Genomic DNA, 25028 nt, shown 5'->3' on the forward strand with positions numbered 1-25028 from the left:
TCAGCGATCTTCTGTCTGATTGAGCGTGGCAAGTGCCTGCGCGCCGTACTCGCTGGCGGCATGGCTGGTGGCTTCGAGTACGTCGAACGCCCGGAACATGGCCGCCGCGCCGAGGGAGAGCACTGCCAGGGCGACGAGGGATTCGAGGAGGATGGTGCCGTGTTGGGGGCGGAGGTGGCGTCGGATGAGCATGGCGGAAAAGCGCTTTTTTCGAGCCGCTAAAGTTAGTGCGTATTGAGCCGTATAACTGTCATATCTGGTCAATATCATCCCGGAACCAGGAGCACGCATCCGCTGCTGTGGCAGAGCGTTGGTTTTTTGCCAACACGTGCCTCGCCCAAGTCTGCTGGGGAAGGAGGGGGTTGTTGACACTTTTTGACTAATTCCCCACTATTTCATGGATGCATTTGCCTGGACATGTTCACAAGGCAGTGCGTGTGCGTTCACGGGGGTGGGCGCGAGCACAAAGAAAAACTCAATCAGTTCCAAACCAGCAGGGCGTGCGAGTGCACTTCGCGGTCCCCTGGGGGGTTAAAACAATAGTCGGGGGTCAAAGCATGCTTAATGGGATTTCGCCTCTTGGGCAGGGTGGGCTTCTAGTCGGTCGTTTGTCTTGATATGACCGCAGCGGTCCGTCTTCACGTTACCGCGGATCATCAGCCAACATTACGCAACTTCCGGCGGGCATGCCGTGCAGTCCGGCGTACTAACGCCATTGGCGTTTGGTGTCTGCGCAAATCTCGCGGGGTCACGATTGTTGAGATCCTGACCACTTTGACTATTGTCGCCATCCTCGCGGTGATCGCAGTGCCGTCGTTCAATGGGACAATCCAGCGTGCCCGTACACAGTCCGAAGCCAATTCGCTGGTCAATGATATTCAATTTGCCCGCAGCGAAGCCATGAAACGCGGGATGCCGGTCAGCCTGTGTGCATCCAAGGATGGGGCAACCTGCACGAACGCCAACGCTTGGGACGTTGGTTGGATCGTTTTCAATGATGACAACGGATCCGGCAGTCTCGATGCGAGTACCGATACTGTCCTGCGTTATAGGGCCGGCTTCACGAACGGCGATAAGTTTACGGCCACGACAACTTCGACATCAAAGGCCTTAACGTACAGTCGTGACGGTTTTGTAATCAACCTCTCGAACGGCGGGACGTTCAAGGCCACGCTCAGCACAACGCCAGCGAACGCCACCGCAACCCGGTGCGTGACGGTCAACATGGTTGGGCGCGCCGTACAAACGGGGGGCGCATGCGGCTAAAGAAGAGTCGAGATTCGGCTGCCGGCTTTTCCTTGGTCGAGGCGCTTATCACTTTGGTGGTGGTGGGTGTTGGTCTGCTGGGATTGATTAAGATTCAGGCCGCCGCCGTGGGTAATACACAGACGTCCCGTGTGCGTTCACTGATAGCACTGCAGACAGAAAGCCTCGTTGCGGCTATGCACGGCAATCGCGGCTTTTGGGCGGTGCCAAATACCGCTCCTGCGACCTTCAGTGCGAGTGGTGTGGCCGTGACGGACTCGCGTGGCGTGCTTAGTGCAGCCGTGCCGAGCTGTCCGAGCGCAAGCGGAAATGGTTGTACCCCCGACAAGCTCGCAGCGTACGACCTGCAGCGATGGGCGCTGTCAATGAACACGCACTTTCCCGGATATACCGCCGCCGGCAACTGCAGCACGGCCACGACCTTGCCGGTGAGCTGCAATGTCACCGTCACGTGGGTTGAAAAGGCCATTGCGGTCAATGCCAATACGGCTTCTGCGGCTGCTGCGATGCAACCGTCCGTGCAACAGAGCTATACGGTCTACGTTCAACCATGACTCGCAAACCGTTGACTACCCGGATGCGACGGACGCGCAGGCAGGCCGGCACGAGCCTGATCGAGATACTGATCGCCATGGTCATTTCGCTCTTTATGTTGAGCGGCATGGTGATGATGTTCGTGAGCATGCAGAAGACCTTCACCAGCCAGGATCAGCTTGCGCAACTGCAGGATAACGAGCGGCTGGCATTGACTATCTTGACCAATACGGTGCAGTCGGCTGGCTATTTCCCCAACCCGTTGGTTAACACCGCAGTTACGGCATTGCCTGGGGGGGCCGGGTTGGCGGCTGGGCAGGCGATTTTTGGTACGAGTGGGACGGGGAGCGGGAGTAACAGCGATACCCTCACGACGCAGTTCGCCGCTGCGAGCGGCGATAGCGTGATGAACTGCCTCGGCCAAACGAACACGACGGGCGGGCAAGTTGCATACATCAACACGCTGTCCATCAGTGCCAACAACGAATTGCAGTGTTCGGTGAACGGCCAAGGGGCGGTGCCACTGGTCAGTGGGGTGTCCGGCTTCAGCGTTTTGTATGGCACAGACACCAATAACGATGGGTACAACGATGCGTACCTAACTGCCGCGCAAGTCACCACGGGAAATCTTTGGCCTGCGGTCCACACTGTTCAGGTCACCCTGACGTTCGCGACGCAGTTCGGCAGCGAAACCGGGCAGGCTCCTAAGCCGTGGACGCAAACGATCAGCCTCCGAAATCAGCCATGAGAGCCCCGATGCGTCTTTCAAAAATGGCCGCCCGGCGTACACGCGGCTACACCCTCATCATTGGGCTGCTCTTACTGCTCGTGCTTACGCTGTTTGCAGTGAGCATATTCCGCAGTTCAGGCCTCCAAGAGCGGATCGCTGCAGGAACACGGGATAAGCAGCGTGCCGTGGAGGCAGCCCAGAGCGCATTGCAGTATGGTGAATGGTGGATCGGGCAAGGCAATGCATCCGTCAGCGTCAACTGTTCCGACGTCAATAACGGCAATGTGCTGACCAACATGCGAGTCTGCTCGAACGCATTGACTAACCCGTTCAAGCTTCCCTGGAGCGCAGGAACAACCTATCAACCGCCTTCAATGACGGCCAATGGAGGTGGCGGTATGGCGGGGGCGAGTTCGCCCTCCGGGGATATCAACTATTCGGGCGTGCCGGGGCTTTACATCAGCTATCTGGGTCTGAGCCCCAGTGGGCTGGCTCAGCTGTATCAAGTGACCGCCTATGGCTATGGCGGGGATGCGACCACTGCTGCTGTAGTGCAGAGCACCTACCAAATGACCGCGGGTGCGAAGGATCTGGGACTGCAATGATCAAAAACAAACCACACTTCGCTTTGCTCGCGACTGCCGCCGTCCTACCGGGCGTAGCGCAAGCGCAACTCGTGATCAGCGACACGTTGACGGGAGTGGCGTCATCCTATGACTGGACGGCCTTGAACGGCGCCTGTCTTACAGCCGGTAATAATACGGGCCCCATTCCCGCCTGCACCGGATTAAAGTACTACGCCAACACGACTCTGGTAGGCGGGGTGACTGGCCGTCTTCCCGATACACCCGGCTCTGGTGCGCTCCGTCTCACGAATGGTGACTTCCAGGCTGGCACCAACGGTAACAACCAGACTGGTGCGGTAGTTTCGAACTTTACGTTTCCGACTAATCAAGGCCTGCAGGTTACGTTTACGACCGTCACGTATGGAGGTAATGCTTACTCCAACGCCAACGGCCAGAAGAGCGGTGCCGACGGGATCAGCTTCTTCCTATCTGATGGATCTAAACCGGCGACAGTGGGTGCGTTGGGGGGAAGCCTGGGATACAGCTGCTCCAATGGCAACCCCACCTATGATGGCGTGCAGGGCGGGTACATAGGGTTGGGGATCGATGAGTTCGGAAACTTTTCGAACGCCGGCGACAACACCAATACGGGCGCAAATGCGAATGGTGGGATCGGCGCAATTCCTGGTCGCATCAGCCTGCGCGGCGCCGGTAATACCAACTGGGCCTACCTTAATAGCGCCTATTCCAGCTACTACCCGTCATCCCTGACGGCTTCGCAACGCCAAGCTGCGGTGCAGAAGACATGTAGCACCGGTACGGTGTGGGATTACAGCAACCCCAGCAACCCAAAAAAGACATCTACGAAGCTCAGCTACAACTACAACTACATCACAGGTGACACGCTTAATGGCGTGACCATCTATAGCCAAGAAGCCACTAATAACCCAACGCGCGGCGCCGCCACACCGATCACGTATGCCCTGAGCATTACGAATGATGGGTTGTTGAGCCTCTCCTACAGCGTAAACGGCGGCACTGTGCAGCCGGTGATTACTAACCAGAGCATCACGGCGTCGAACGGCCCGTTGCCGTCGTCGTTTCGCTTCGGATTTTCGGCCGGTACCGGGGGCGGAAGCAACGTGCACGAGATTACGTGCTTCAAGGCTGCGCCGGTCGAGCAATCCAGTAGTTCTGCGGGCACCAACATTCCGCAGCTAGGGAGGGTTACGGCCGGTACGCAACTCTATCTCTCTTACTTCCACCCCAAGAACTGGTGGGGCGAGGTGACCGCCCAGACCATTGGGCCAGATTCGACGGGCAAGCTGGTCATTAATTCCACCGTCAATTGGGACGCGAGCTGTACGTTGACAGGTGGAGCGTGCACCGCAATGGGGTCGGGCACGACGGTAGCGGCACAGACTGCACGAAGCATCTTGACTTGGAATGGCACCGCCGGTATCCCGTTCCAGTGGGCGAACTTGACCGCTGCACAAAAGGCGGCGCTGACTGCTGGCGACTCGAGTTCCACCAGCGCTCGCCTTTCTTACCTGCGAGGAGACCGTTCACAGGAAGTTACCTCAGGCGGTTCCGGAACGTTCCGCGCCCGGACAGGCGTGTTGGGGGACATCGGAAATTCGAGCCCTACCTGGGTGGGTGGGCCATCTGCTCCATACAACGGGCCGTGGGTAGACGCCCTCTATGCCAAGGCCTCTCCCGCAGAGGCTGCTGGAAGCTACGCGAACTTCAAAGCGACCTACGGCCAGCGGCAAAACGTCGTCTATGTGGGATCTAACGACGGAATGTTGCACGGCTTTCGGGCTGGGAGCTTTGATGCCAACGGCAATTTCGTCAACAACTCGACGACGCCCAACGATGGCACCGAGATACTGGCCTACATGCCTGCCGCTGTGGTCAGCATGATTCACAACGGTTCGAACGGCAAGTTGGACTACGCGTCTCCGGGATACACCCACAATTTGTACGTAGACGCTACGCCGGGCACTGGGGAACTGTATTACAACGGAGGCTGGCACACGTGGCTGGTGGGGGGGCTGGGCGGCGGCGGGAACGCTAATGGTCCGATCGGCGATGGCACGACCACCGGTACCGGCGCGATCTACGCCCTGGACGTGACGGACCCGAGCACGTTTAGCGAAAGCAATGCAAGCAAGCTCGTCATCGGCGAGTGGTCTTCCGCGTCGATTTCTTGCACGAACGTTGCCAACTGTGGCGACTATCTGGGCAACACCTATGGCACTCCGGTGATCCGCCGGCTTCACAATGGCAATTGGGCGGTGCTGTTCGGCAATGGCTTGAATAGCAAGAACGGTACGGCGGGCATGTTCATCATGCTGGTCGACTCCAAAGGGCAAGTCACGTTCCGCTATTTGGATACCGGGTATGGTCCCGCAAAAGCGGGAACTACGAGCAAAAATGGCATTGCGTTCGTGACGCCAGCCGACCTTGATGGCGACCACATCAGCGACTATGTCTACGCTGGCGATGTCTATGGCAACGTCTGGCGCTTTGATTTGACGTCGCAAGATCCAAATAGCTGGAGTGTCTCGACCACGCCCCTCTTCACGACGTCGGCCGGGCAGCCGATTACTTCGAAGGTGATCGTCGCTTCAGTCCCGGGCTCAGGCCTGGGCGGGCCGGCGCGGTTGATTGTGAGCTTCGGCACTGGCCAGGCGTTTCCCGCGACGCTGACAAGCCCCGCTACGTATGCGACTGCAAATCAGGCTCTCTACGGTATCTGGGATTGGAACATGGATGGCTGGAACGCGATTGCTCCATCCACAGCGAAATATGCGTCGCTTGCGTCGTCAGCCGGCCCCTCGGGCGGGATAGTCGCGTCCAAGGATTTGAGGCAGCAGACATCGACGGATGCAGGTACTTCGACCTCGGGACTTGCCCAGCGAACCGTCACGAGCTCGAAAGTCTGCTGGAAAGGCTCGACTGATTGCGCCGGCAGTAATTCGGACTTCGGTTGGACGTTGCCGTTGCCTACGGGCCAGAACGAACAGGTCGTCTATAGCCCGTCGCTTCAATACGGCGTGGTGAATGTCAATACGTTGATACCGGCCGTTCAGCAAGTGCTGTCTTGCAATACGACGGCGGCTTCAGGTTTCTCGTATGGCATCTCGGTTGCCAATGGCGGTGCGACGGCGAACCCGTACTTTTACGACAAGGATGGCAGCTTTCTTACCTCGGGCGGGCAAGGTGTCAGCGCTGTCGGCATGAGCGGCACGGGGACCTCGACGTTTGTGTCGCTTAACGGAAAAGTGTATGCCGTGATGCAGGGCTCGGACGGCACGCCCCGATTCATTCAGATCAATCCGTCGGCCACGGCCATCGGGTCACGCCTGAACTGGCTCAGGCTGCGTTAACAATGGATGCGGTGATGAATCCAGAGAGATCTGTTTTTCTACGCAAGGCTGCCGGCTTTACGCTGGTCGAACTCATGATCACGGTGGCAATCATCGCCATCCTCGCGGCGATCGCGTATCCGTCCTACCAGCAATACGTCCTGAAGTCCCATCGAATCGACGCAAAGACGGCGTTGCTCGATCTGGCCACCCGGCAGGAGCGGTACTTCACGTTGCAAAACGTTTACGCGAGTTCGCCCTCAGCGCTCGGTTACGGAGCTGCATCGTTTCCGATGGCAATTCAGTCGGGAAATCAAAGCTATTACCAGATGAGCGTGCAGGTGAATAACGCGACATCATCACCTGCGTATTCAGCGTCGGCCGTACCAGCCGGCCCCCAGACGGCAGACGCCTGCGGTACCTATACGATCAACCAGCTCGGTGTACAGGGCAATACGGGTATGAAGAGCGGGACAACCTCGGCGCAGTGCTGGTAAAGGAAGAGGGCCCTGCAGGCTCTTTTTTCACTTCCGCACGTTCGTCGCGGCAATCTCGTCGAGCACATCCCGAAATTCCGACACATCCTCGAAACTCCGGTACACCGACGCAAACCGGATATACCCGATCTTGTCCAGCCGCTTCAGCTCCCGCATGACCAGCTCGCCCACCCGGTCGCTGCCGATTTCCTTCTCGCCGTGGCTCAGGAGCTTCTCTTCGATGCGGGCAATGGCTTCGTCGATGGCCTCGGCGGAGACGGGGCGCTTGCGCAGCGCCAGGCGCATGGAATCCTTGACCTTGTTGCGGTCGTAATCGACGCGGCTGCCGTTTTTCTTGACGACGGCCGGGAAGAACAGCTCGATGCGCTCGTAGGTCGTGAAGCGGCGGTCGCAGGCTTCGCACTTGCGCCGGCGGCGCACGGTGTCGCCTTCTTCCGACATGCGGGTTTCAATCACCTGGGTGGCCGCGTGGCCGCAAAAGGGGCATTTCATGCCGGTGGTCTCCTCGGAAACCTCAAAGAACGCGCTGCGCTGAAACGACAATGCCGCGATGGCCCGCCCATTCGACTTCGGGCGCATCGCGGCAGGGTACTACGCGGCCGGCAGCGCCGGCCACCGGCGGATACAACCTCAGCCGTACACCGGGAACTGCTTGGTGAGCTCGGCCACCTTGGCGCGCACCTCGGCGATGTTGTTTTCATCGTGCGGGTTGTCCAGCACGTCGGCGATCAGGTGCGCCACCTTCACGGCCTCGGCTTCCTTGAAACCGCGCGTGGTCATCGCCGGCGAACCCAGGCGGATGCCCGAGGTCACGAACGGCTTTTCCGGATCATTCGGAATCGCGTTCTTGTTGACGGTGATGTGCGCGTCGCCCAGCACCTTCTCGGCTTCCTTGCCGGTGATCTTCTTGGCGCGCAGGTCGACCAGCATCACGTGGCTCTCGGTGCGGCCCGACACGATGCGCAGGCCGCGTGCCATCAGCGTTTCGGCCATGGCGGCGGCGTTCTTCACCACTTGCTGCTGATACGCCTTGAATTCCGGCGACAGCGCTTCCTTGAAGGCCACTGCCTTGCCGGCGATCACGTGCATCAGCGGGCCGCCCTGGATGCCGGGGAAGATCGCGGAGTTGATGGCCTTCTCGTGTTCGGCCTTCATCAGGATCACGCCGCCGCGCGGGCCGCGCAAGCTCTTGTGTGTGGTCGTCGTGACGAAGTCGGCGTGCGGCACCGGGTTCGGGTACACACCGGCGGCGATCAGGCCGGCGTAGTGGGCCATGTCGACCATGAAATATGCGCCGACCGACTTGGCGATCTTGCCGATGCGCTCGAAATCGATGCGCAGGGCAAATGCCGATGCGCCGGCAATGATCAGCTTCGGCTTCTTCTCTTGCGCGAGCGCTTCGAGCGCGTCGTAATCGATGTCTTCCTGCGCGTTCAGGCCGTAGCTGACCACGTTGAACCACTTGCCGCTCATGTTCAGCGCCATGCCGTGTGTCAGGTGGCCGCCTTCGGCCAAGCTCATGCCCATGATCGTGTCGCCCGGCTTGAGCACGGCGAAGAACACACCCTGGTTGGCCTGCGAGCCCGAGTTCGGCTGTACGTTGGCGGCTTCGGCGCCAAACAGCTGCTTCACGCGGTCGATGGCGAGCTGCTCGACCACGTCCACATATTCGCAACCGCCGTAGTAACGCTTGCCGGGGTAGCCCTCGGCGTACTTGTTGGTCAGTTGCGAGCCCTGCGCGGCCATCACGGCCGGCGAGGTGTAGTTCTCAGAGGCGATCAGCTCGATGTGGTCTTCCTGACGCTGATTTTCCTTCTGGATGGCGGCAAAGATTTCGGGATCGATCTGGTCGATCGTATAGCGGCTGCGTTCGAACATGGCGAGTGTCTTGGTGAAACGAAACGGAATTGGCGGAGGTCGGGCGAGGCGGGCGGGCATCGGGAAACGCGCGCGGCTTGGACGACTGCTTCCGGTGTCGGCCGGCGGCAGCGGGTGCCCAAGTCACCCAGCTTCCCATTCGCTGCCCAGGCGAGCGGCAGGCGCCGTTGTGCATGACGCCAGAAACCTTGCGCTTCCTCGTGGTCGCTGCCCACATGTCGAAGCCGCTGGGATGCGGCTTCAGGATTCGCCAGTCGCGCAAGGTGGAATGGTTGCCCGCGAGTGTACGACAGCCCCATGGTCGCCGCAAGAACCGGGGCGTTTGCAGCGCACATTGCGGTGCAATACAACACGACGCTCGGGTAAACTCCAGTTTTTGCCATTTTCAGGCCCCGGAGACACTTCCATGATCGTATTCGTGACCGGCGCGACGGCCGGCTTCGGCGCAGCCATCGCGCGCCGTTTCGTGCGCGAAGGCCATCGCGTGATCGCGGCGGGCCGCCGCCAGGACCGTCTCGATGCGCTCAGGGCCGAACTCGGCGACGCGCTGCTGCCTCTCGTGCTCGACGTGCTCGACGCCGAAGCCGTGGCCGCGCTGCCGGGCTCGCTGCCTGAGGGCTGGCGTGAAGTCGACGTGCTGGTCAACAACGCCGGGCTGGCGCTAGGCCTGGAGCCCGCCCAGCGCGCCGACCTGAACGACTGGGACCGCATGATCGGCACGAACTGCTCCGGGCTGGTCCACATGACGCGCGCGTTGCTGCCTGGCATGGTCGAGCGCAACCGCGGCCACGTCATCAACATCGGTTCGATCGCCGGCACATACCCGTACCCGGGGGGCAACGTGTATGGCGCCACCAAGGCGTTCGTGCGGCAGTTCTCGCTGAACCTGCGGGCCGATCTGACGGGCACCCGCGTGCGCGTATCGAACGTCGAGCCGGGCCTGTGCTCCGGCACCGAGTTCTCCAACGTGCGTTTCAAGGGCGACGATGCCCGCGTGGAAAAGGTCTACGAAGGCACGGAGGCGCTCACCGCCGACGATATCGCCGAGGCCGTCTACTGGATGGCGGCGCTGCCCGGCCACTTCAATGTCAACGCGATCGAGCTGATGCCCGTTTGCCAGTCGTTCTCGGCCACCAGTGTGACGCGAGGCATGGCTTGAAATCCGGCGCACAAGCCCTCGGCCAGTCGGGGGATGGCTGGCCGCCACTTACGCCTTGGTAAAATTGCCGGATGTCTTCTTTTGACTGGAACCTGCGTGTGTATTGGGAAGATACCGACGCGGGCGGCGTGGTGTTCTACGCCAATTATCTGAAATTCTTTGAGCGCGCCCGCACCGAATGGCTGCGTGCGCTTGGGGTCGATCAGCAAGCGCTGGCCGACGCGACCGGCGCCATCTTCGTGGTGCGCAGCACCGCTGTGGACTACCGGGCACCCGCCCGCCTGGACGACCTTCTGCAGATCCGTTCGCGTATGGAACGCGTCGGCCCCGCGTCGGTCCAATTCGCCCAGGAAAGCTGGCGCGGCGACGTTCTGCTCGCTTCCGGCACGATCCGTGTCGGATGTGTCGACCGGCTCACATTCCGGCCGACCCCGATTCCCGCTCCCGTACTCGCAACCATCAAAGCCGCCGCATGAATCCCGTCGAGGTCACACAAGATCTGTCGATCGTCTCGTTGGTGCTGCACGCCAGCTTACTGGTCCAGTTTGTCATGGGCCTGCTGCTGGTGATGTCGCTGTTCTCGTGGACGTACATCTTCCGCAAAGCGTTCGCCCTGCGTGCCGCGCGCAGCCAGACCGAATCGTTCGAGCGCGACTTCTGGGCCGGTGGCGACCTGCAGGCGCTGTACCAGAGCGCGGCCAACAACCGCCACAACACCGGGGCGCTCGAGCGCATCTTTGAAGCAGGCATGCGCGAATACCTGAAGGCGCGGGAGCTCCAGCGAGGCGCCATTGCCGATCCGAGCGCCATCCTCGACGCCTCGCGCCGCGCCATGCGGGCCGCGTATCAGCGCGAAATGGATTCGCTCGAATCGCACCTGCCGTTCCTGGCGTCGGTCGGTTCGGTGAGCCCGTACATCGGCCTGTTCGGCACGGTGTGGGGCATCATGAATGCCTTCCGGGGCCTGTCGAACGTACAGCAGGCGACGCTCTCGGCGGTGGCACCGGGCATTGCCGAGGCGCTCGTGGCGACGGCCATCGGCCTGTTCGCGGCCATTCCGGCGGTGATTGCCTACAACCGCTACGCCACGGAAATGGACCGCCTGGCCAACCGCTTCGAGAGCTTCATGGAAGAGTTCTCGAACATCCTGCAGCGCCAGACGCGCTAAGGAGCCCAGCGCATGGCTACCATCCAGCGAACGCGCCGCGCCCGACGGGCCAAGGCAGACATCAACGTCGTTCCGTACATCGACGTGATGCTGGTGCTGCTGGTCATCTTCATGGTGGCCGCTCCCGTGGTGAACCCCGGTGTGGTCAACCTGCCGTCGGTGGCCAACGCCACGCCCCAGCAGACCCAGCCGCCGATTGTCGTGACCATCAAGGGCGACGGCACAATCCTTGCTCGCATCAAGACGGGTTCGGGTGCGACGGAGCAGAAGCTTGCCAACAACAATGAACTGCGCGCTTTCGTGAAGCAGCGCACCGATGAAAACCCCGACCAGCCGGTCGTGATTGCCGCCGACAAGTCGGTCCAATACGACCGTGTGCTGACCGTGATGAGCGTGCTCAAGGGTGACGGTGTCAAGCGCGTCGGCCTGATGGTGAAGTCGTCATGACCATGTTGTTGATGAACCGAGGCGAGGCAACCTGAACGTCATGGCCACGACGTCGTTGCACCGTTACGAGCCAGTTCGCGAGCGTGGCACGCTGCGCGCGTTCGGGCTGGCGGTCCTGACACACATCCTGCTGCTGATCTTTTTGTACTTTGGCGTGCAGTGGCAGAGCAGCACACCGCGCGGCGAAGAAGCCGAGTTGTGGGACGAGGCCGCCGTCCAGCAGGCCGTGCAGCAGCCGGTGCCTGTGCCCGAGACCAAGCCGGAGCCGGTGGTCAAGGCGCCGCCCGCCAAGGTGGAAGAAGACGCCGACATCGCGCTGGAACAGCAAAAGCGCAAGCGCGAGCAGGAAGCCGCGGCGGCGCGCCAGGCCGAGCTTGCGCGTCGCGCTGCGGAAGAGCGCGCCGAAGCCCAGCGCCTGGCGCGCTTGAAGGAAGAGCAGCAAGCGCGTCAAGCTGAACAGCACCGCAAGGCGCTGGCCGAACAGCAGGCCAAGGAAAAGGCCGCGGCCGAGGCGCAGGCGCTGAAGAAAGCCCAGCTGCAGGCCCAGGCGGAAGCGAAAGCCAAGGCCGAAGCCGAGGCCAAGCAGAAGGAACTGAAGGCCAAGGCAGCTGCAGAGGCCAAAGCCAAGGCAGAGGCCGAGCGTAAGGCCAGCGAGGCGCGCGCCAACGCTCAGCGTCAGGCGCAGCTCGATCGCCTGCGGGCGATGGCTGGCGCGGGCGCGACGGGCTCCGTCGCCGGTTCGGGCGGCGGCGTCGGCAACGCCATGGGCACGGGCGGTACGGCATCGGCCGGTTATGCCGAGCGCGTACGGGCCAAGGTCAAGCCGAACATCGTGTTCGACCCGTCGGCGATCAGCGGCAACCCGTCGGCCGTGGTGGCGGTGCAGATGGCGCCTGACGGCTCGATTCTGTCCAAGCGCCTGACGAAGTCCAGCGGCAACGGCGCTTATGACGAAGCCGTGCTGCGTGCGGTGGACCGTTCCGACCCGCTGCCGCGCGATACCAACGGCAAAGCACCGTCGAGCGTCATCCTGACGTTCCGGCCCAAGGAATAACGCGCCAGCGTCGCGCGGGCGGCGCCGGCATACGGTCCGATTGCAGATTCGATAGTAGGGACGATGAACATGATGCGAAAGATGTGGATTCCGATGTTCCGACGCGCCGCGCAGGCATTGCTGCTGAGCGCGGCGTGTGCCGGCGTCGCCCATGCCCAGCTGAACGTGGAGATTTCCGGTGTGGGTGCCAGCCAGTACCCGATCGCCATCGCCAACTTCCAGGGTGAGTCGCAGGCGCCGCAGAACCTTTCTGCGATCGTGCGGGCCGACCTCGTGCGCAGCGGCCGCTTCTCGAACGTGGACGTGGCCGGTGCCGTGGTGCCGGACAGCCCCGCGCCTGACCTCGGAGCGTGGAAGACCCGTGGCGCCGCCGCCTTCGTGGGCGGCACCGTCACCCGCAATGGCGATCGCTACGAGATCCGCTTCCGCCTCTACGACACGGCCAAGGGCGAAAGCCTGGGCGGCCTCGCGCTGACGCGCCGTCCAGATCAGCTGCGCCTGGCGGCGCACGAGATTGCCGACTACATCTATCAGAAGCTGATCGGCGAGCGCGGCGTGTTTGCGACGCGCCTGTCGTACGTGTCGAAGGTCGGCCGCCGCTTCCAGCTGCAGATTTCCGACTCGGATGGCGCCAACCCGCAGGTGGCGCTTACGAGCAACGAGCCGATCATCTCGCCGTCGTGGTCGCCGGATGGTACGAAGGTCGCGTATGTCTCGTTCGAGAGCAAGAAGCCGGTGGTGTACGTGCATGACCTGGTGGCAGGCCGCCGCACGGTCATCTCGAACCAGAAGGGCAACAACTCGGCGCCGGCGTGGTCGCCGGATGGCCGGCATGTGGCGGTGTCGCTGTCGCGCGACGGCAATACGCAGATCTACGTGGTCAACGCCGATGGCTCCGGCCTGCGTCGCCTGACCCGCAGCACCGCAATCGACACCGAGCCGTCGTATTCGCCGGATGGCCGTTACATCTACTTCACCAGCGATCGCGGCGGCGCACCGCAGATCTATCGCATGTCGGCCGACGGCGAAGAGGCCGGTGGCGCGCAACGCGTGACGTTCAAGGGCAACTACAACACGAGCCCCCGCGTGTCGCCGGACGGCAAGCTGCTGGCGTACATTTCGCGTGTGGGCGGGGCGTTCCGGCTGTATGTGCAGGATCTGACCAACGGCGATGTCACTGCGCTGACCGACACCTCGCACGACGAATCGCCGAGCTTTGCCGCCAACGGCAAGTTCATCCTGTATGCCACGCGCGTGGGCGGCAAGGCGGTGCTGGCTGCGGTGTCGACCGATGGCCGTACGCGTCAGGTTCTTTCGCTCCAGGCCGGCGAGGTTCGTGAGCCGGCGTGGGGTCCTTTCATGCAATAACGAAGCTGTTCCCTCTAGGAGAAATCGGACATGTCGAAGTCCCAAACCATGATCAAAGTTGCAGCCATTGCCGCGCTGCTGGCCCTGGGCGCTTGCAGCTCGGGCGTGAAGCTCGATGACACCGCCAAGAACGGTACGGGTGGTGCTGGTACGGGCGCCGACGCCCGCACCGTGACGCCGGTGGACGTCGGCCGCGACGAACTGACCGACCCGAACAGCCCCCTGGCCAAGCGCAGCATCTACTTCGATTTCGACAGCTACTCGGTCAAGCCCGAATACCAGGGCCTGCTGGGCCAGCATGCGCGCTACCTGCAGTCGCACAACCAGCGCAAGGTCCTGATCCAGGGCAACACCGACGAGCGCGGCACCAGCGAGTACAACCTGGCGCTGGGACAGAAGCGTGCCGAGGCCGTGCGCCGCGCGCTGTCGTCGATGGGCGTGCCTGACAGCCAGATGGAAGCGGTGAGCCTGGGCAAGGAGAAGCCGCAGGCCACGGGCCACGATGAAGAATCGTGGGCGCAAAACCGCCGCGCCGACATCGTTTACTGATCCGCGCGGTCTGATGTGCAACGCGCCGGCCGCGAGGTTGCGGCCGGCGTTCTTACGTTGAAATCCCATGACTACGATGATGAAACAGTGCGCCGGACGGATCGCCAACCGGGCCGTGCGTCGGGCCATTCTGGCGGCGGCGCTTGTCGCAGGCGGTGCCCTGACCATGGCCGGCCCGGCGGCAGCGGGGGTGTTTGACGACGATGAGGCGCGCCGTGCCATCATCGACATGCGTGAGAAGTTCAACAACTTCCAGTCCACGGCGGCGCAGCGCATCGACCAGAACAGCCGCAACCTCATCGATGCGCAAAACCAGATCGAGACGCTCAAGTCGGAAGTCGCACGCCTGCGCGGGCAGAACGAGGTGTTGCAGAACGCCGTCGACACGCTGACCAAGCAGCAGAAGGATTATTACGCCGATCTCGACGCGCGCCTGAAGAAGTTCGAGCCGCAGCAAGCCACGGTGGACGGCCGTGAAGGCACGGTGCAGCCGGGCGAGAAGGACGAGTACGACGCCGCGCTGAAGACGTTCCAGTCGGGCAACTTCAAGGGCGCGGGCAACCAGTTCTCGGCGTTCGTGAAGAAGTATCCGCAGAGCCCGTATCTGCCGCTGGCGCAGTTCTGGCTCGGCAACGCGCTCTATGCGCAGCGCGACTACAAGGGCTCCAGCTACGTGCTGGAGAACATGGTGCGCACGAATCCGCAGCACCCGAAGGCGCCCGAAGCGCTGCTGCAGGTCGCTACCAACCAGGGCGAGTCGGGCCAGAAGGCTGCGGCGCGCAAGACGCTGGAAGCCGTGATCGCCCAATACCCGGGCACCGAGCAAGCCAAGACCGCGCAAAGCCGCCTGAAGACGATGCATTGACGCGCGCGGTCACTGCCGACTGCCGATATGCCGCCCGCTCGGGATCGCCCCGGCGGGCGTTTTTCATTGCGGGGTGCAAATGCCCGGCATGTGCGGGCCCGAGCGCGGCCAGGATGGCAGCGCGCTAAAATGCGGGCCTTCCCTGACTTGCTTGACAAGGCTTCGCCATGAAAAAACGCGCCATCGTCCTGCTCTCGGGCGGGCTGGACTCCGCCACCGTGCTCGCCATGGCCAACGCCGACGGCTTCGAGACCTACGCGCTGTCGATGCGCTACGGCCAGCGCCACTCCTCCGAACTCGAAGCGGCCAAGAAGGTGGCGGCCGCGCTCGGCGCCGTGCGCCATGAAATCGTCGACCTGGACCTGCGCAAGTTCGGCGGCTCCGCGCTGACGGACGACAAGCTCGACGTGCCGACCGACGGGGCGCAATCGGGCATCCCGATCACGTATGTGCCGGCACGCAACACGATCATGCTGTCGCTGGCGCTCGGCTGGGCCGAGGCGGTGGGCGCGCGCGACCTGTTCTTCGGCGCCAACGCGGTCGACTACTCCGGCTATCCGGACTGCCGGCCCGAATACGTGGCTGCCTACGAGACGCTGGCCAACCTGGCCACCAAGGCCGGCGTGGAAGGCGAACGCATTCGCGTCAACGCGCCGATCATCGCCATGACGAAGGCGGAGATCATCCAGGCCGGCACGCGCCTCGGTGTGGACTACAGCCTGACCGTGTCGTGCTACCAGGCCGACGACACGGGCCGGGCGTGCGGCGTGTGCGATTCATGCCGCATCCGAAAGGCCGGCTTCGAAGCCGCCGGCGTGCCGGACCCGACCCGCTACGTGTGATGCGCCATGCCTGATATCGATCTCAATGCGCTGTCCCACACTGTGCTGTGGGGCACGTTTGCGCTCGCGTTCGTCTTTGGCGCGATCCTGCAGCGCACGCACTTCTGCACGATGGGGGCGGTGTCCGACGTCGTCAACATCGGTGACTGGACCCGCCTGCGCATGTGGGCACTGGCCATCGGCGTCGCCATGATCGGCACGGGCGTGCTGAGCTGGCTCGGCCTCATCGATACGAGCAAGACGATCTACACGGCGAGCAAGTTGCTGTGGCTGTCGTCGCTGGTGGGCGGGCTGCTGTTCGGGTTCGGGATGGTGCTGGGCTCCGGTTGCGGCAGCAAGACGCTGGTGCGCATCGGCGGCGGCAATCTCAAGTCGGTGGTGGTGTTTGTCTTTCTCGGGCTGTCGGCCTATATGACGCTCAAGGGCGTGTTTGGCGTGGTGCGCGTGGCCACCGTGGACAGCGTTGCCGTTGCGCTGCCCACGTCGCAGGATCTGCCGAGCGTCCTGGGTCATGCGTTCTCGGCGGATGCGCGCACGTTGCGGCTTGTGCTGGCACTGCTCATCGGCGGGGCGCTGTCGCTGTGGGCGCTGGCCGCACGGGATTTCCGTACCGGCGACAACCTGCTCGGTGGCATCGGCGTCGGGCTCGTCATCGTTGGCATGTGGTACGTGTCAGGGCACCTCGGGTATGTGCAGGAAGATCCGAACACGCTGCAGGAGGCCTTCGTCGCGACCAACAGCGGCCGCATGGAAGCGTTGAGCTTCGTGGCGCCCGTGTCGTACACGCTCGAATGGCTGATGTTCTTCAGCGATACGTCGAAGGTGCTGACAGTCGGCATCGTGAGTGTGCTCGGCGTGATCGCGGGCTCGGCCGTGGTGGCGCTGGTCACGCGCACGTTCCGCTGGGAAGGCTTTGCCAACGCAGAGGACACCGGCAACCACATCGTCGGCGGCATCCTGATGGGCAGCGGCGGCGTGACCGCGCTTGGGTGCACGATCGGACAGGGCCTGTCGGGTGTGTCGACGCTGGCCATCGGCTCGTTCATCGCGCTGGCGGGCATTCTGGCTGGCGCCGTGCTGGCGTTCCGCTATCAGATCTGGCGGCTCGAACGCCTGGTCTGACCTGAAGGTGCGTTGACAGCACCGCGGGTATCTCCCTATAATCGCGGTCTTTGGGTCGTTAGCTCAGTCGGTAGAGCAGCGGACTTTTAATCCGTTGGTCGCGTGTTCGAGTCACGCACGACCCACCAAAATTCAAAAGGGCTGGCAGGCGACTGTCGGCCCTTTTTGTTTGTCCGCGCTCTGCGGCGGGTGAGGGTGCGGCGCGGTCTGCCTCTCTGTCCCATGTCGGAGCTTCCTCTTTCGGCAAAGCGCCGCGCGGTGCCGTCGCACCCGGCCAGCAATGGCCGGCTAGCCGCATGACGCCTGCGTCGCTAGGGATTTCCTCTATAGCGTTCTCCTTCTGCAACGCCGAACATGTCTTCCATTGGAACCGGTTCCATACGGAGAAAAGAGCACAAATGGCAGACATCGTGATTGTGGCGAGCGCGTTCGGCGTCGCCCAGGTCCGTGAGCACGGGCACCACGCGTACGTTCCTGTGGCGGCCGAAGTGGGCGCCGCGGGCTTCGAGGTGCGGCGCGAGCTCTTGCCGGCAGGGCCGGACGGGGCTGTGTCGATGGAACTGCTGACGGCGCTGGGCCGCCTGATTGCCTCGCGCGGCCTGTGGTCGGTCTATTCGACCCCGGCCACCTTGTACACGCACGATGGCGCGCTGGACAAGGCCGCGGTGCGCGGCGCGCTGGCCGAAGCCAAGGCGCTGGATGCCCGCATTGTGAAGTTCCAGTTGGGCGGGTTTGCCGACGAAGCGTCGGCCGATGCGCTCGCCAGGCTGCTGCGCGGGTCGCGTGCACGGGTACTGGTCGAAAACGGCCAGCAAGCCGTGGGCGGGTCGCTTGCGCAGTTTCGCAACCTGTTCGCCGCGCTCGAGGCGGCGGGTGTTGACCACGCGCTTGGCATGACATTCGACGTGGGCAACTGGCATTGGCCCGGCGAAGCCCCGCTGGACTGCGCGCGTGCGCTGGCACCGTATGTCGAGTACATCCACTGCAAGGGGGTGGCGGGGGAGGGCGCGCGCCGCTTTGCCGTTGCGCCCGCCGGCAACGATGCGCGCTTCACCGCCGTGCTCGCGGCGCTGCCGGGCGACGTTCCGCGCGGCATCGAATTCCCGTTCGACACAACCGATCTTGCCGCAGACGCCAACCGGCACGTCGCGTGGCTCAAGGCCGCCTGACATCGCGCGGCATCGAAGGAGCTCTCCCATGCCACATCCACTGGATGTCATCACGTACGGCGAAGCCATGGCGATGTTCGTCGCCGCCGCGCCGGGCCCGCTCGCGCAGGCAACGCAGTTCACGAAGCGCATTGCCGGGGCCGACCTGAACGTTGCCGTCGGCCTGGCGCGCCTGGGGTTTCGCGTCGGCTACGTGAGCCGGGTCGGGCGCGACTCGTTTGGCGACTACGTGCGCGAGACGCTCGCGCGCGAGCAGATCGATGCCTCTTGCGTGACGGTCGACCCGCAGTATCCGACGGGCTTTCAGCTGAAGTCACGCGCCGACGACGGCAGTGATCCGCGCGTCGAGTATTTCCGCAAGGGTTCGGCGGCCAGCCGGCTGTCTCGTGCCGACTATGTAGCCGAGTATGCGCTGGGCGCGCGCCATCTTCATCTGACAGGCGTCGCGCCGGCGATCTCGGCATCGTCGTGCGAGCTTGCGTTTCATCTCGCGCGCGAAATGCGTGCGGCGGGCAAGTCCATTTCATTCGATCCGAACCTGCGCCCGACGCTGTGGCCGTCCGCCGCCGAGATGGTCAGCACGCTCAATGCGTTGGCCGCGCTGTCGGACTGGGTGTTGCCGGGGCTGTCGGAAGGGCAGCAACTGACGGGGTGCGAAGCGCCGGCCGACATCGCGCGCTTCTATCTGGAACGCGGCGTGCGTGGCGTGGCCATCAAGCTCGGGGCGGCCGGGGCCTACTACCAGACCGCAGACGGCGCGCAGGGCGTCGTGCCCGGCGTGCACGTCGAGCGCGTCGTCGATACGGTCGGCGCGGGTGACGGCTTTGCGGTGGGCATGATCAGTGCGCTGCTCGAAGGCCAGTCGGCGGCGCAGGCGGTGGCACGCGGCAACCGGATCGGCGCACTGGCGATCCAGGTGATCGGCGATTCCGAAGGCTTGCCCACGCGTGCGGCACTTGACCACCTGGAACGCGCCGACAACGCGGTGCACCAGCCCGACTCTGCCATCGGCGTGTAGCGCGGGTTCGACCGCCGCTCCATCAGCGGCGCACACCATAACAGGAGACAAACCATGGCCACACGACTTGCTGCCCGGCGCTGGTGGATGATCATGCCGATCGTCTTCATCACGTATAGCCTGGCGTATCTGGACCGCGCGAACTACGGCTTCGCGGCGGCCGCCGGCATCAACCACGATCTCGGTATCAGCCAGGGGCTGTCGTCGCTGATCGGCGCGCTGTTCTTCCTGGGCTACTTCTTCTTCCAGATTCCCGGTGCCATCTACGCAGAACGGCGCAGCGTGAAGAAGCTCGTGTTCGTGAGCCTGGTGCTGTGGGGCGGCTGCGCGGCACTCACGGGTGTGGTCAGCAACATCCCGTCGCTGATGGCGATCCGCTTCGTGTTGGGTGTGGTGGAGGCCGCGGTGATGCCCGCCATGCTGATCTACATCAGCAACTGGTTCACCCGGCAGGAGCGCTCGCGTGCAAACACGTTCCTGATCCTGGGCAACCCGGTGACGGTGTTGTGGATGTCGGTCGTGTCGGGTTACCTGGTGCGCGAGTTCGGCTGGCGGCACATGTTCATTGCGGAAGGCGTGCCGGCGATTCTCTGGGCCGTGTGCTGGTGGTGGCTGGTGCAGGACAAGCCCGCGCAATCGCCGTGGCTCAGCGCGCAGGAGAAGCGCGATCTCGAGCAGGCACTGGCCGCCGAGCAGGCTGCCCTCAAGCCGGTCCGCAACTATGCCGAGGCCTTCCGCTCGCCGGCCGTGATCAAGCTGTGCGCGCAGTATTTCTGCTGGAGCATCGGCGTGTATGGCTTCGTGCTGTGGCTGCCCTCCATCGTCAAGAGCGGGTCGGCGCTGGGCATGGTGGAGACGGGCTGGCTGTCGGCACTGCCATACCTGGCGGCGACGATTGCGATGCTGGTCGCGTCATGGGCGTCCGACAAGGTGGGCTCGCGGCGTGGTTTCGTGTGGCCGTTCCTGCTGGTGGGGGCGGCTGCGTTTGCTGCGTCGTACGCGCTGGGGTCGACGCATTTCTGGATGTCGTACGCGTTGCTCGTCATTGCCGGTGCGGCCATGTATGCGCCATATGGCCCGTTCTTCGCCATCGTGCCGGAACTGCTGCCCAAGAACGTTGCCGGTGGCGCGATGGCGCTGATCAACAGCATGGGCGCGCTGGGCTCGTTTGTCGGCTCGTATTTTGTCGGGTACCTGAACGGTGCGACGGGTTCGCCGCTGGCCTCGTATGCGTTCATGAGCGCGGCGCTGCTGGCGGCGGTCATCCTCACGCTGTGCGTGAAGCCGCAACCGCGCGAAACGTACCGGCTCGCCGATCCACTGCCTGGAAAATGAATCGATGAAACCTCTAGTCGTTGCCTACAAGCTCCTGCCCGACGATGTGGCTGCGAGGCTGCGCGAGCATGTCGAGCTCGTGCAGGTGGACGGTGCGGCCGCGCTGGCCGAAGCGCTGGCGCACGCCGATGGCGCCATCGGCGCGAGCCTGAAGATCACGCCGGCCATGCTCGACGGTGCGCCGCGGCTGAAAGTGTGGTCGACCATCTCGGTCGGTTACGACAATTTCGACGTGCCCGACCTCACACGCCGCGGCATCGTGTTGGCCCATACGCCCGACGTGCTGACCGAGTCGACGGCGGACACGGTGTTTTCGCTGGTGCTGGCGTCCGCCCGGCGCGTGGTCGAACTGGCCGAATGGGTCAAGGCGGGCCATTGGCAGCGCAGCATCGGCCCCGATCTGTATGGCACGGACGTGCATGGCAAGACCATCGGCATTGTCGGCCTGGGCCGGATCGGCGCGGCGGTGGCGCGGCGCGCGGCACTGGGTTTCCGGATGCGCGTGCTGTACACGAACCGGCATCCGCACGCCGAGGCCGAAGCGCAGTACGGCGCGCAGCACGTGACGCTCGACACGCTGCTCGCGCAGGCCGATTTCGTCTGCCTGCAGGTGCCGCTCCTGCCCGACACGCATCACATGATCGGCGCAGCGGAGTTGGCGAAGATGAAGCGCAACGCCATCCTCATCAACGCGGCGCGCGGGCCGGTGGTCGACGAGGCGGCGCTGATCGACGCGCTGCGCAACGGCACGATTCGCGGTGCGGGCCTCGACGTCTTCGAACGCGAGCCGCTGCCGGCCGATTCTCCTTTGCTCGCCATGAAAAACGTGGTGGCGCTGCCGCATATCGGCTCGGCCACGCAGGAAACGCGGTACGCCATGGCGCGCTGTGCCGCCGACAACCTGGTGCGGGCGCTGGCCGGCACGCTGCGCGAGAACGTGGTCAATCCTGAGGTGCTGGCGTCGGCACAGACCCCGTAAGCGTGGCGCGGCGATTACGCTATGATCGCCAGACGCTGGCGCCAGCATCAGGCGCCGGCCGCCAGTGCTCAAGTGCATCGTGACAGATTCTCCTTCCTCCTCCTCGCGCCCCGCGACCATCACCGATGTAGCCCGCGAAGCGGGCACCGGCAAGACGAGCGTGTCGCGCTACCTGAACGGCGAAACGCACGTTCTCTCCACCGATCTGCGGCAACGGATCGAAGCCGCCATCGAGCGCCTGAACTACCGGCCCAACCAGATGGCGCGCGGCCTCAAACGAGGGCGCAACCGGCTGCTCGGCATGCTGGTGGCCGACCTGACCAATCCGTACACGATCGAAGTCCTGCAGGGCGTGGAAGCCGCCTGCCACGCGCTCGGCTACATGCCGCTGATCTGCCACGCGGCGAACGAGCTCGAGATGGAGCGCCGGTTCGTGCAGCTGCTCACGACGTACCGCGTGGAAGGGCTGATCGTCAACGCGCTCGGCGCTGACGAGCCGATGTTGCGCCCGCTTCGGGGCCGCGACATTCCCGCCGTGCTGGTCGACCGGACCGTCGACGGCTTCGAGGCCGACCTGATCGGTCTCGATAACGAGCGCGCCGTCCGGCAGGGCGTGCAGCACCTGGTGGACCGCGGCTTCGATGCGATCCAGTTTGTCGTGCAGCCGTATGCGCACGTCAGTTCGCGCCGCGATCGTGAAGCGGCTTTCCGTGCGGTGATGGCCGCTCATGGCCGGCCCGTGGCGGCGCCCGTCGTGCTTGACCCGACCGACGCGGCCTCCGTCGACACCGCGCTGGCGCAGATCGATGCGCATATCGACGCAACCCGCCAGCGGGGTGGTACGCGCCCGGCGCTGTTCGTCGCAAACGCTCCCGTGGCGCTTGTCGTGGCGCGGCACTTGCGCACGCGCTTCGGGGCGGATTGGCAGACGCACGCTGCGCTGGTGTCGATCGACGATCCCGAGTGGGCCGAACTGATCGGCATCACGACGATCCGCCAGCCGACGTACGACATCGGTTACAAGGCGGTCGAGTTCGTCCACGAGCGCATTGAAGGCCTGGCCGGCGATGCGCGCGTCGTGCTCCTGCCGGGCACACTCGTCGAACGCGCCTCCACGGCAGCGTAACGGAGCCTGCGGATGCCCCTGCGTCTCTACCTGGCCGGTCCCGATGTTTTTCGCCCGCAACCTGCCGCGCATGGCGAAGTGCTCAAGGCCATGTGTGCCGAGTACGGCTTCGTGGGGCTGTACCCCCTCGACAACGTCATTGTTCCTCAACACGACGGGCCCGCGACGGCGGCCGAGATCTATCGCCAGAACATTGCGCTGCTCGATTCAGCCGACGCCGTGATGGCCAACGTGGCTGACTTCCGCGGCCACGAGCCGGATTCCGGTACGTGTTTTGAGATCGGCTACGCCATCGCGCGCGGTAAGGACGTGTGGTGCTATCACGTCCCCTCGGTCCCGCTGGTCGAGCAGGTGCCCCACACTGGCGGCTACGATGCCGAGGGCTGGGCGGTGGAAGACTTCGGCCTGCCGCGCAATTTGATGCTCGCGTGCAGCAGTCGGCTGGTCATCGGCGACGCGCGGGCGTGCCTTGCGCGCATGCGGGCGCATTACATCGGCGCGTAGCCGGCTTCGTGCGCCTTGCGCGTATCGATCTGCGCTTTTCTTCGTTGGAGCGGCTGGCGCGTGGGCGGTGTAATGTGAGGTCTCTCCATTGCCGCCCCTGTTCTCGCGCTTTGACCATGTCCGCCGCTGTTGCCGTTGCGCCCGAGGCGCCCGCCGTTCACACCGCCCGCTTTCACATCCGCCGCCTGGCCGATGCGCCGCTGGGTGCGGAAGTCCTTGGCCTGGGCGACGTTGCCGGTTTATCCGACGCCGATATCGCGGCCATCAGGCAGGCGTGGCTCGCCCATGACGGGCTGCTGGTGTTTCGCGACGTGCACCTCACGCCCGACGCGCAGGTCTCGTTCAGCCGTCGCTTCGGCCCGCTGCAGGTGCACGTGCTCAACCAGTTCCATCTGGCCGGGCATCCGGAGATCCTTGTCGTGTCCAACGTGGTGGAGAACGGCAAGCCTATCGGCCTGGGCGATGCGGGGCGAGACTGGCATTCCGATCTCTCGTACAAGCCGCTGCCGAGCCTGGGTTCGCTGTTGCTGATGCGCGAGCTGCCACAGGAGGGCGGCGACACGCTCTTCGCCAACATGGTGCGCGCATACGAAACGCTGCCAGCCGAACTCAAGCGCGTGATCGAGGGCCGGCGTGCGGTGCATTCGTACGTGTACCGCTACGAGCGGCTGCGTGCACTGTCGACGTGGCGACCGCCGCTCACGCAGGCACAGCGCGACGCCGTGCCGCCGGTCGACCACCCCGTCGTACGCACGCATCCGGAAACCGGCAAGCGCGCGCTCTTCGTCAACGAAGGCTTCACTTCGCACATTCTCGGCTTGCCGGAAGACGAAAGCACCAGCGTGCTGGAGCAGCTCTTTGCTCACAGCGTGCGCTCGGACAACGTCTACGCGCACCAGTGGCGCGCGGGCGACATGCTGTTCTGGGACAACCGCTCCACGATCCATTTCGCGCCGGGTTGCCCGGACGCGTATCGCCGCACGCTGCATCGCACGACCATCGAGGGAGACGTCCCCGTTTAAAGCCCCGCCTCGCGCAGACGCGCATCGATGCTGGCCAGCGTCAGCGTCTGCGCAAACAGCTTCGCCAGCGACTGACTCGCGTATTGCGGGACGTCGTCTGCGCTGGCCCACCGGTAGGCGTCCATTTCGGGAATCAGCTTGCCGGTGCGGTAGCTGTTGAACATCGAGGTGCACGTCAGCGAATCGAGCGCGACGTCGGCGCGGCGCAGGCGCGTGGCGAAGAGGTGAAGCTCCTTGTCGCGCCGATACGGGAAGCGGCCCAATTCGATGAGCGTGTAGCGATCGAGCACCAGCCCGGTTTCTTCGCGTGTCTCGCGCAAGGCGGTGTCGCGGTGGGCCTCGCCGGGGTCGGGCGCGCCCTTTGGGATGTCCCAGTGGCGCGTTTCGGTGGCGTGGGCGAGCAGCACTTCGGCGTCTTCGTTGAGCAGCACCAGGCCGCAGGACAAGGAAATCGGCATG

Annotated in this window: 27 protein-coding genes, 1 tRNA gene and 1 riboswitch; of the genes, 24 read left to right on the plus strand and 4 right to left on the minus strand. The window is 63.9% G+C overall.

Annotated elements, in window-relative coordinates; all coding sequences use genetic code 11:
• A complete protein-coding gene (locus TK49_RS08280) occupies positions 1-192 on the minus strand; it encodes a type IV pilus modification PilV family protein (RefSeq protein ID WP_062737759.1) in 192 nt (63 codons plus the stop codon).
• 426 nt (positions 193-618) lie between these two features.
• Here TK49_RS08280 and TK49_RS24105 point away from each other — a divergent pair, with 426 nt between their 5' ends.
• From TK49_RS24105 to TK49_RS08310, 6 genes are read left to right on the plus strand one after another with little or no spacing between them, the layout of a single operon-like run.
• A complete protein-coding gene (locus TK49_RS24105) occupies positions 619-1266 on the plus strand; it encodes a GspH/FimT family pseudopilin (protein WP_082062837.1) in 648 nt (215 codons plus the stop codon).
• Positions 1257-1820, plus strand: a complete 564-nt coding sequence (locus tag TK49_RS08290) for a prepilin-type N-terminal cleavage/methylation domain-containing protein (RefSeq protein WP_045786251.1) — start codon at positions 1257-1259, stop codon at positions 1818-1820. Before TK49_RS24105 ends, TK49_RS08290 begins: the two co-directional genes overlap by 10 nt.
• Positions 1817-2548: a PilW family protein gene (locus TK49_RS08295; RefSeq protein WP_045786252.1), complete on the plus strand. Its 732-nt coding sequence runs from the start codon at positions 1817-1819 to the stop codon at positions 2546-2548. Before TK49_RS08290 ends, TK49_RS08295 begins: the two co-directional genes overlap by 4 nt.
• A gap of 8 nt (positions 2549-2556) precedes the next feature.
• Positions 2557-3135, plus strand: coding sequence for a pilus assembly PilX family protein (locus tag TK49_RS08300; protein WP_045786253.1), 579 nt, complete (start codon positions 2557-2559; stop codon positions 3133-3135).
• Complete coding sequence (locus TK49_RS08305) at positions 3132-6488, plus strand: pilus assembly protein (RefSeq protein ID WP_045786254.1); 3357 nt, start codon at positions 3132-3134, stop codon at positions 6486-6488. Before TK49_RS08300 ends, TK49_RS08305 begins: the two co-directional genes overlap by 4 nt.
• A 2-nt stretch (positions 6489-6490) precedes the next feature.
• Positions 6491-6964, plus strand: coding sequence for a type IV pilin protein (locus tag TK49_RS08310; RefSeq protein WP_274520115.1), 474 nt, complete (start codon positions 6491-6493; stop codon positions 6962-6964).
• A gap of 27 nt (positions 6965-6991) precedes the next feature.
• On the opposite strand, the gene nrdR is transcribed toward TK49_RS08310, so the two are convergent.
• Together nrdR and glyA are read right to left on the minus strand one after the other, a co-directional pair.
• Positions 6992-7456, minus strand: a complete 465-nt coding sequence (nrdR, locus tag TK49_RS08315) for a transcriptional regulator NrdR (protein WP_045787807.1) — start codon at positions 7454-7456, stop codon at positions 6992-6994.
• Between the two features lie 138 nt (positions 7457-7594).
• Positions 7595-8842, minus strand: a complete 1248-nt coding sequence (gene glyA, locus TK49_RS08320; protein WP_045786255.1) for a serine hydroxymethyltransferase — start codon at positions 8840-8842, stop codon at positions 7595-7597.
• A 137-nt stretch (positions 8843-8979) separates the two neighbouring features.
• Positions 8980-9110: riboswitch (ZMP/ZTP riboswitch) on the minus strand.
• Between the two features lie 138 nt (positions 9111-9248).
• Here glyA and ydfG point away from each other — a divergent pair.
• The 18 genes from ydfG to TK49_RS08410 all read left to right on the plus strand — a co-directional run bounded on the left by ydfG (position 9249) and on the right by TK49_RS08410 (position 24569).
• Positions 9249-10001 (plus strand): bifunctional NADP-dependent 3-hydroxy acid dehydrogenase/3-hydroxypropionate dehydrogenase YdfG, encoded by a 753-nt coding sequence (gene ydfG, locus TK49_RS08325; protein WP_045786256.1) that lies wholly within the window; start codon positions 9249-9251, stop codon positions 9999-10001.
• Positions 10002-10072: 71 nt separating this feature from the next.
• Positions 10073-10477: a tol-pal system-associated acyl-CoA thioesterase gene (gene ybgC, locus TK49_RS08330; RefSeq protein WP_045786257.1), complete on the plus strand. Its 405-nt coding sequence runs from the start codon at positions 10073-10075 to the stop codon at positions 10475-10477.
• Positions 10474-11169 (plus strand): protein TolQ, encoded by a 696-nt coding sequence (gene tolQ / locus TK49_RS08335; RefSeq protein ID WP_045786258.1) that lies wholly within the window; start codon positions 10474-10476, stop codon positions 11167-11169. Before ybgC ends, tolQ begins: the two co-directional genes overlap by 4 nt.
• Before the next feature lie 12 nt (positions 11170-11181).
• Positions 11182-11616 carry a protein TolR gene (gene tolR, locus TK49_RS08340; RefSeq protein ID WP_004629515.1) on the plus strand — a complete coding sequence of 145 codons (435 nt, stop codon included), beginning with the start codon at positions 11182-11184 and terminating at the stop codon, positions 11614-11616.
• 40 nt (positions 11617-11656) lie between these two features.
• The gene (tolA, locus tag TK49_RS08345; protein ID WP_045786259.1) at positions 11657-12670 is read left to right on the plus strand and encodes a cell envelope integrity protein TolA; all 1014 of its coding nucleotides are present in this window, start codon (positions 11657-11659) and stop codon (positions 12668-12670) included.
• Positions 12671-12733: 63 nt separating this feature from the next.
• A complete protein-coding gene (gene tolB / locus TK49_RS08350; protein WP_045786260.1) occupies positions 12734-14038 on the plus strand; it encodes a Tol-Pal system beta propeller repeat protein TolB in 1305 nt (434 codons plus the stop codon).
• Between the two features lie 30 nt (positions 14039-14068).
• Complete coding sequence (gene pal, locus TK49_RS08355) at positions 14069-14587, plus strand: peptidoglycan-associated lipoprotein Pal (RefSeq protein WP_045786261.1); 519 nt, start codon at positions 14069-14071, stop codon at positions 14585-14587.
• Positions 14588-14654: 67 nt separating this feature from the next.
• Entirely contained in the window at positions 14655-15452 is a 798-nt protein-coding gene (gene ybgF, locus TK49_RS08360) for a tol-pal system protein YbgF (RefSeq protein ID WP_045786262.1), read from the plus strand.
• A 167-nt stretch (positions 15453-15619) separates the two neighbouring features.
• Positions 15620-16294 (plus strand): 7-cyano-7-deazaguanine synthase QueC, encoded by a 675-nt coding sequence (gene queC, locus TK49_RS08365; protein ID WP_045786263.1) that lies wholly within the window; start codon positions 15620-15622, stop codon positions 16292-16294.
• Between the two features lie 6 nt (positions 16295-16300).
• Positions 16301-17416 (plus strand): YeeE/YedE family protein, encoded by a 1116-nt coding sequence (locus TK49_RS08370; protein WP_045786264.1) that lies wholly within the window; start codon positions 16301-16303, stop codon positions 17414-17416.
• Between the two features lie 52 nt (positions 17417-17468).
• Positions 17469-17544: transfer RNA gene (locus tag TK49_RS08375), tRNA-Lys, on the plus strand.
• Positions 17545-17814: 270 nt separating this feature from the next.
• Positions 17815-18585, plus strand: a complete 771-nt coding sequence (locus TK49_RS08380; RefSeq protein ID WP_045786265.1) for a sugar phosphate isomerase/epimerase family protein — start codon at positions 17815-17817, stop codon at positions 18583-18585.
• Between the two features lie 28 nt (positions 18586-18613).
• A complete protein-coding gene (locus TK49_RS08385) occupies positions 18614-19603 on the plus strand; it encodes a sugar kinase (protein WP_045786266.1) in 990 nt (329 codons plus the stop codon).
• Between the two features lie 54 nt (positions 19604-19657).
• Positions 19658-20938, plus strand: a complete 1281-nt coding sequence (locus TK49_RS08390) for an MFS transporter (RefSeq protein ID WP_045786267.1) — start codon at positions 19658-19660, stop codon at positions 20936-20938.
• A 4-nt stretch (positions 20939-20942) separates the two neighbouring features.
• Entirely contained in the window at positions 20943-21917 is a 975-nt protein-coding gene (locus tag TK49_RS08395) for an NAD(P)-dependent oxidoreductase (RefSeq protein ID WP_045786268.1), read from the plus strand.
• 79 nt (positions 21918-21996) lie between these two features.
• Positions 21997-23043 (plus strand): LacI family DNA-binding transcriptional regulator, encoded by a 1047-nt coding sequence (locus tag TK49_RS08400; RefSeq protein ID WP_045787808.1) that lies wholly within the window; start codon positions 21997-21999, stop codon positions 23041-23043.
• A gap of 12 nt (positions 23044-23055) precedes the next feature.
• Entirely contained in the window at positions 23056-23547 is a 492-nt protein-coding gene (locus TK49_RS08405) for a nucleoside 2-deoxyribosyltransferase (protein WP_045786269.1), read from the plus strand.
• Between the two features lie 116 nt (positions 23548-23663).
• Positions 23664-24569 carry a TauD/TfdA dioxygenase family protein gene (locus TK49_RS08410; RefSeq protein ID WP_045786270.1) on the plus strand — a complete coding sequence of 302 codons (906 nt, stop codon included), beginning with the start codon at positions 23664-23666 and terminating at the stop codon, positions 24567-24569.
• Here the strand turns inward: TK49_RS08410 and TK49_RS08415 are convergent.
• Complete coding sequence (locus TK49_RS08415; protein WP_045786271.1) at positions 24566-25027, minus strand: NUDIX domain-containing protein; 462 nt, start codon at positions 25025-25027, stop codon at positions 24566-24568. The genes TK49_RS08410 and TK49_RS08415 overlap by 4 nt on opposite strands.
• Position 25028: the final 1 nt, after the last annotated feature.

Source organism: Ralstonia mannitolilytica (genome assembly GCF_000954135.1).
Lineage (GTDB): Bacteria > Pseudomonadota > Gammaproteobacteria > Burkholderiales > Burkholderiaceae > Ralstonia > Ralstonia mannitolilytica.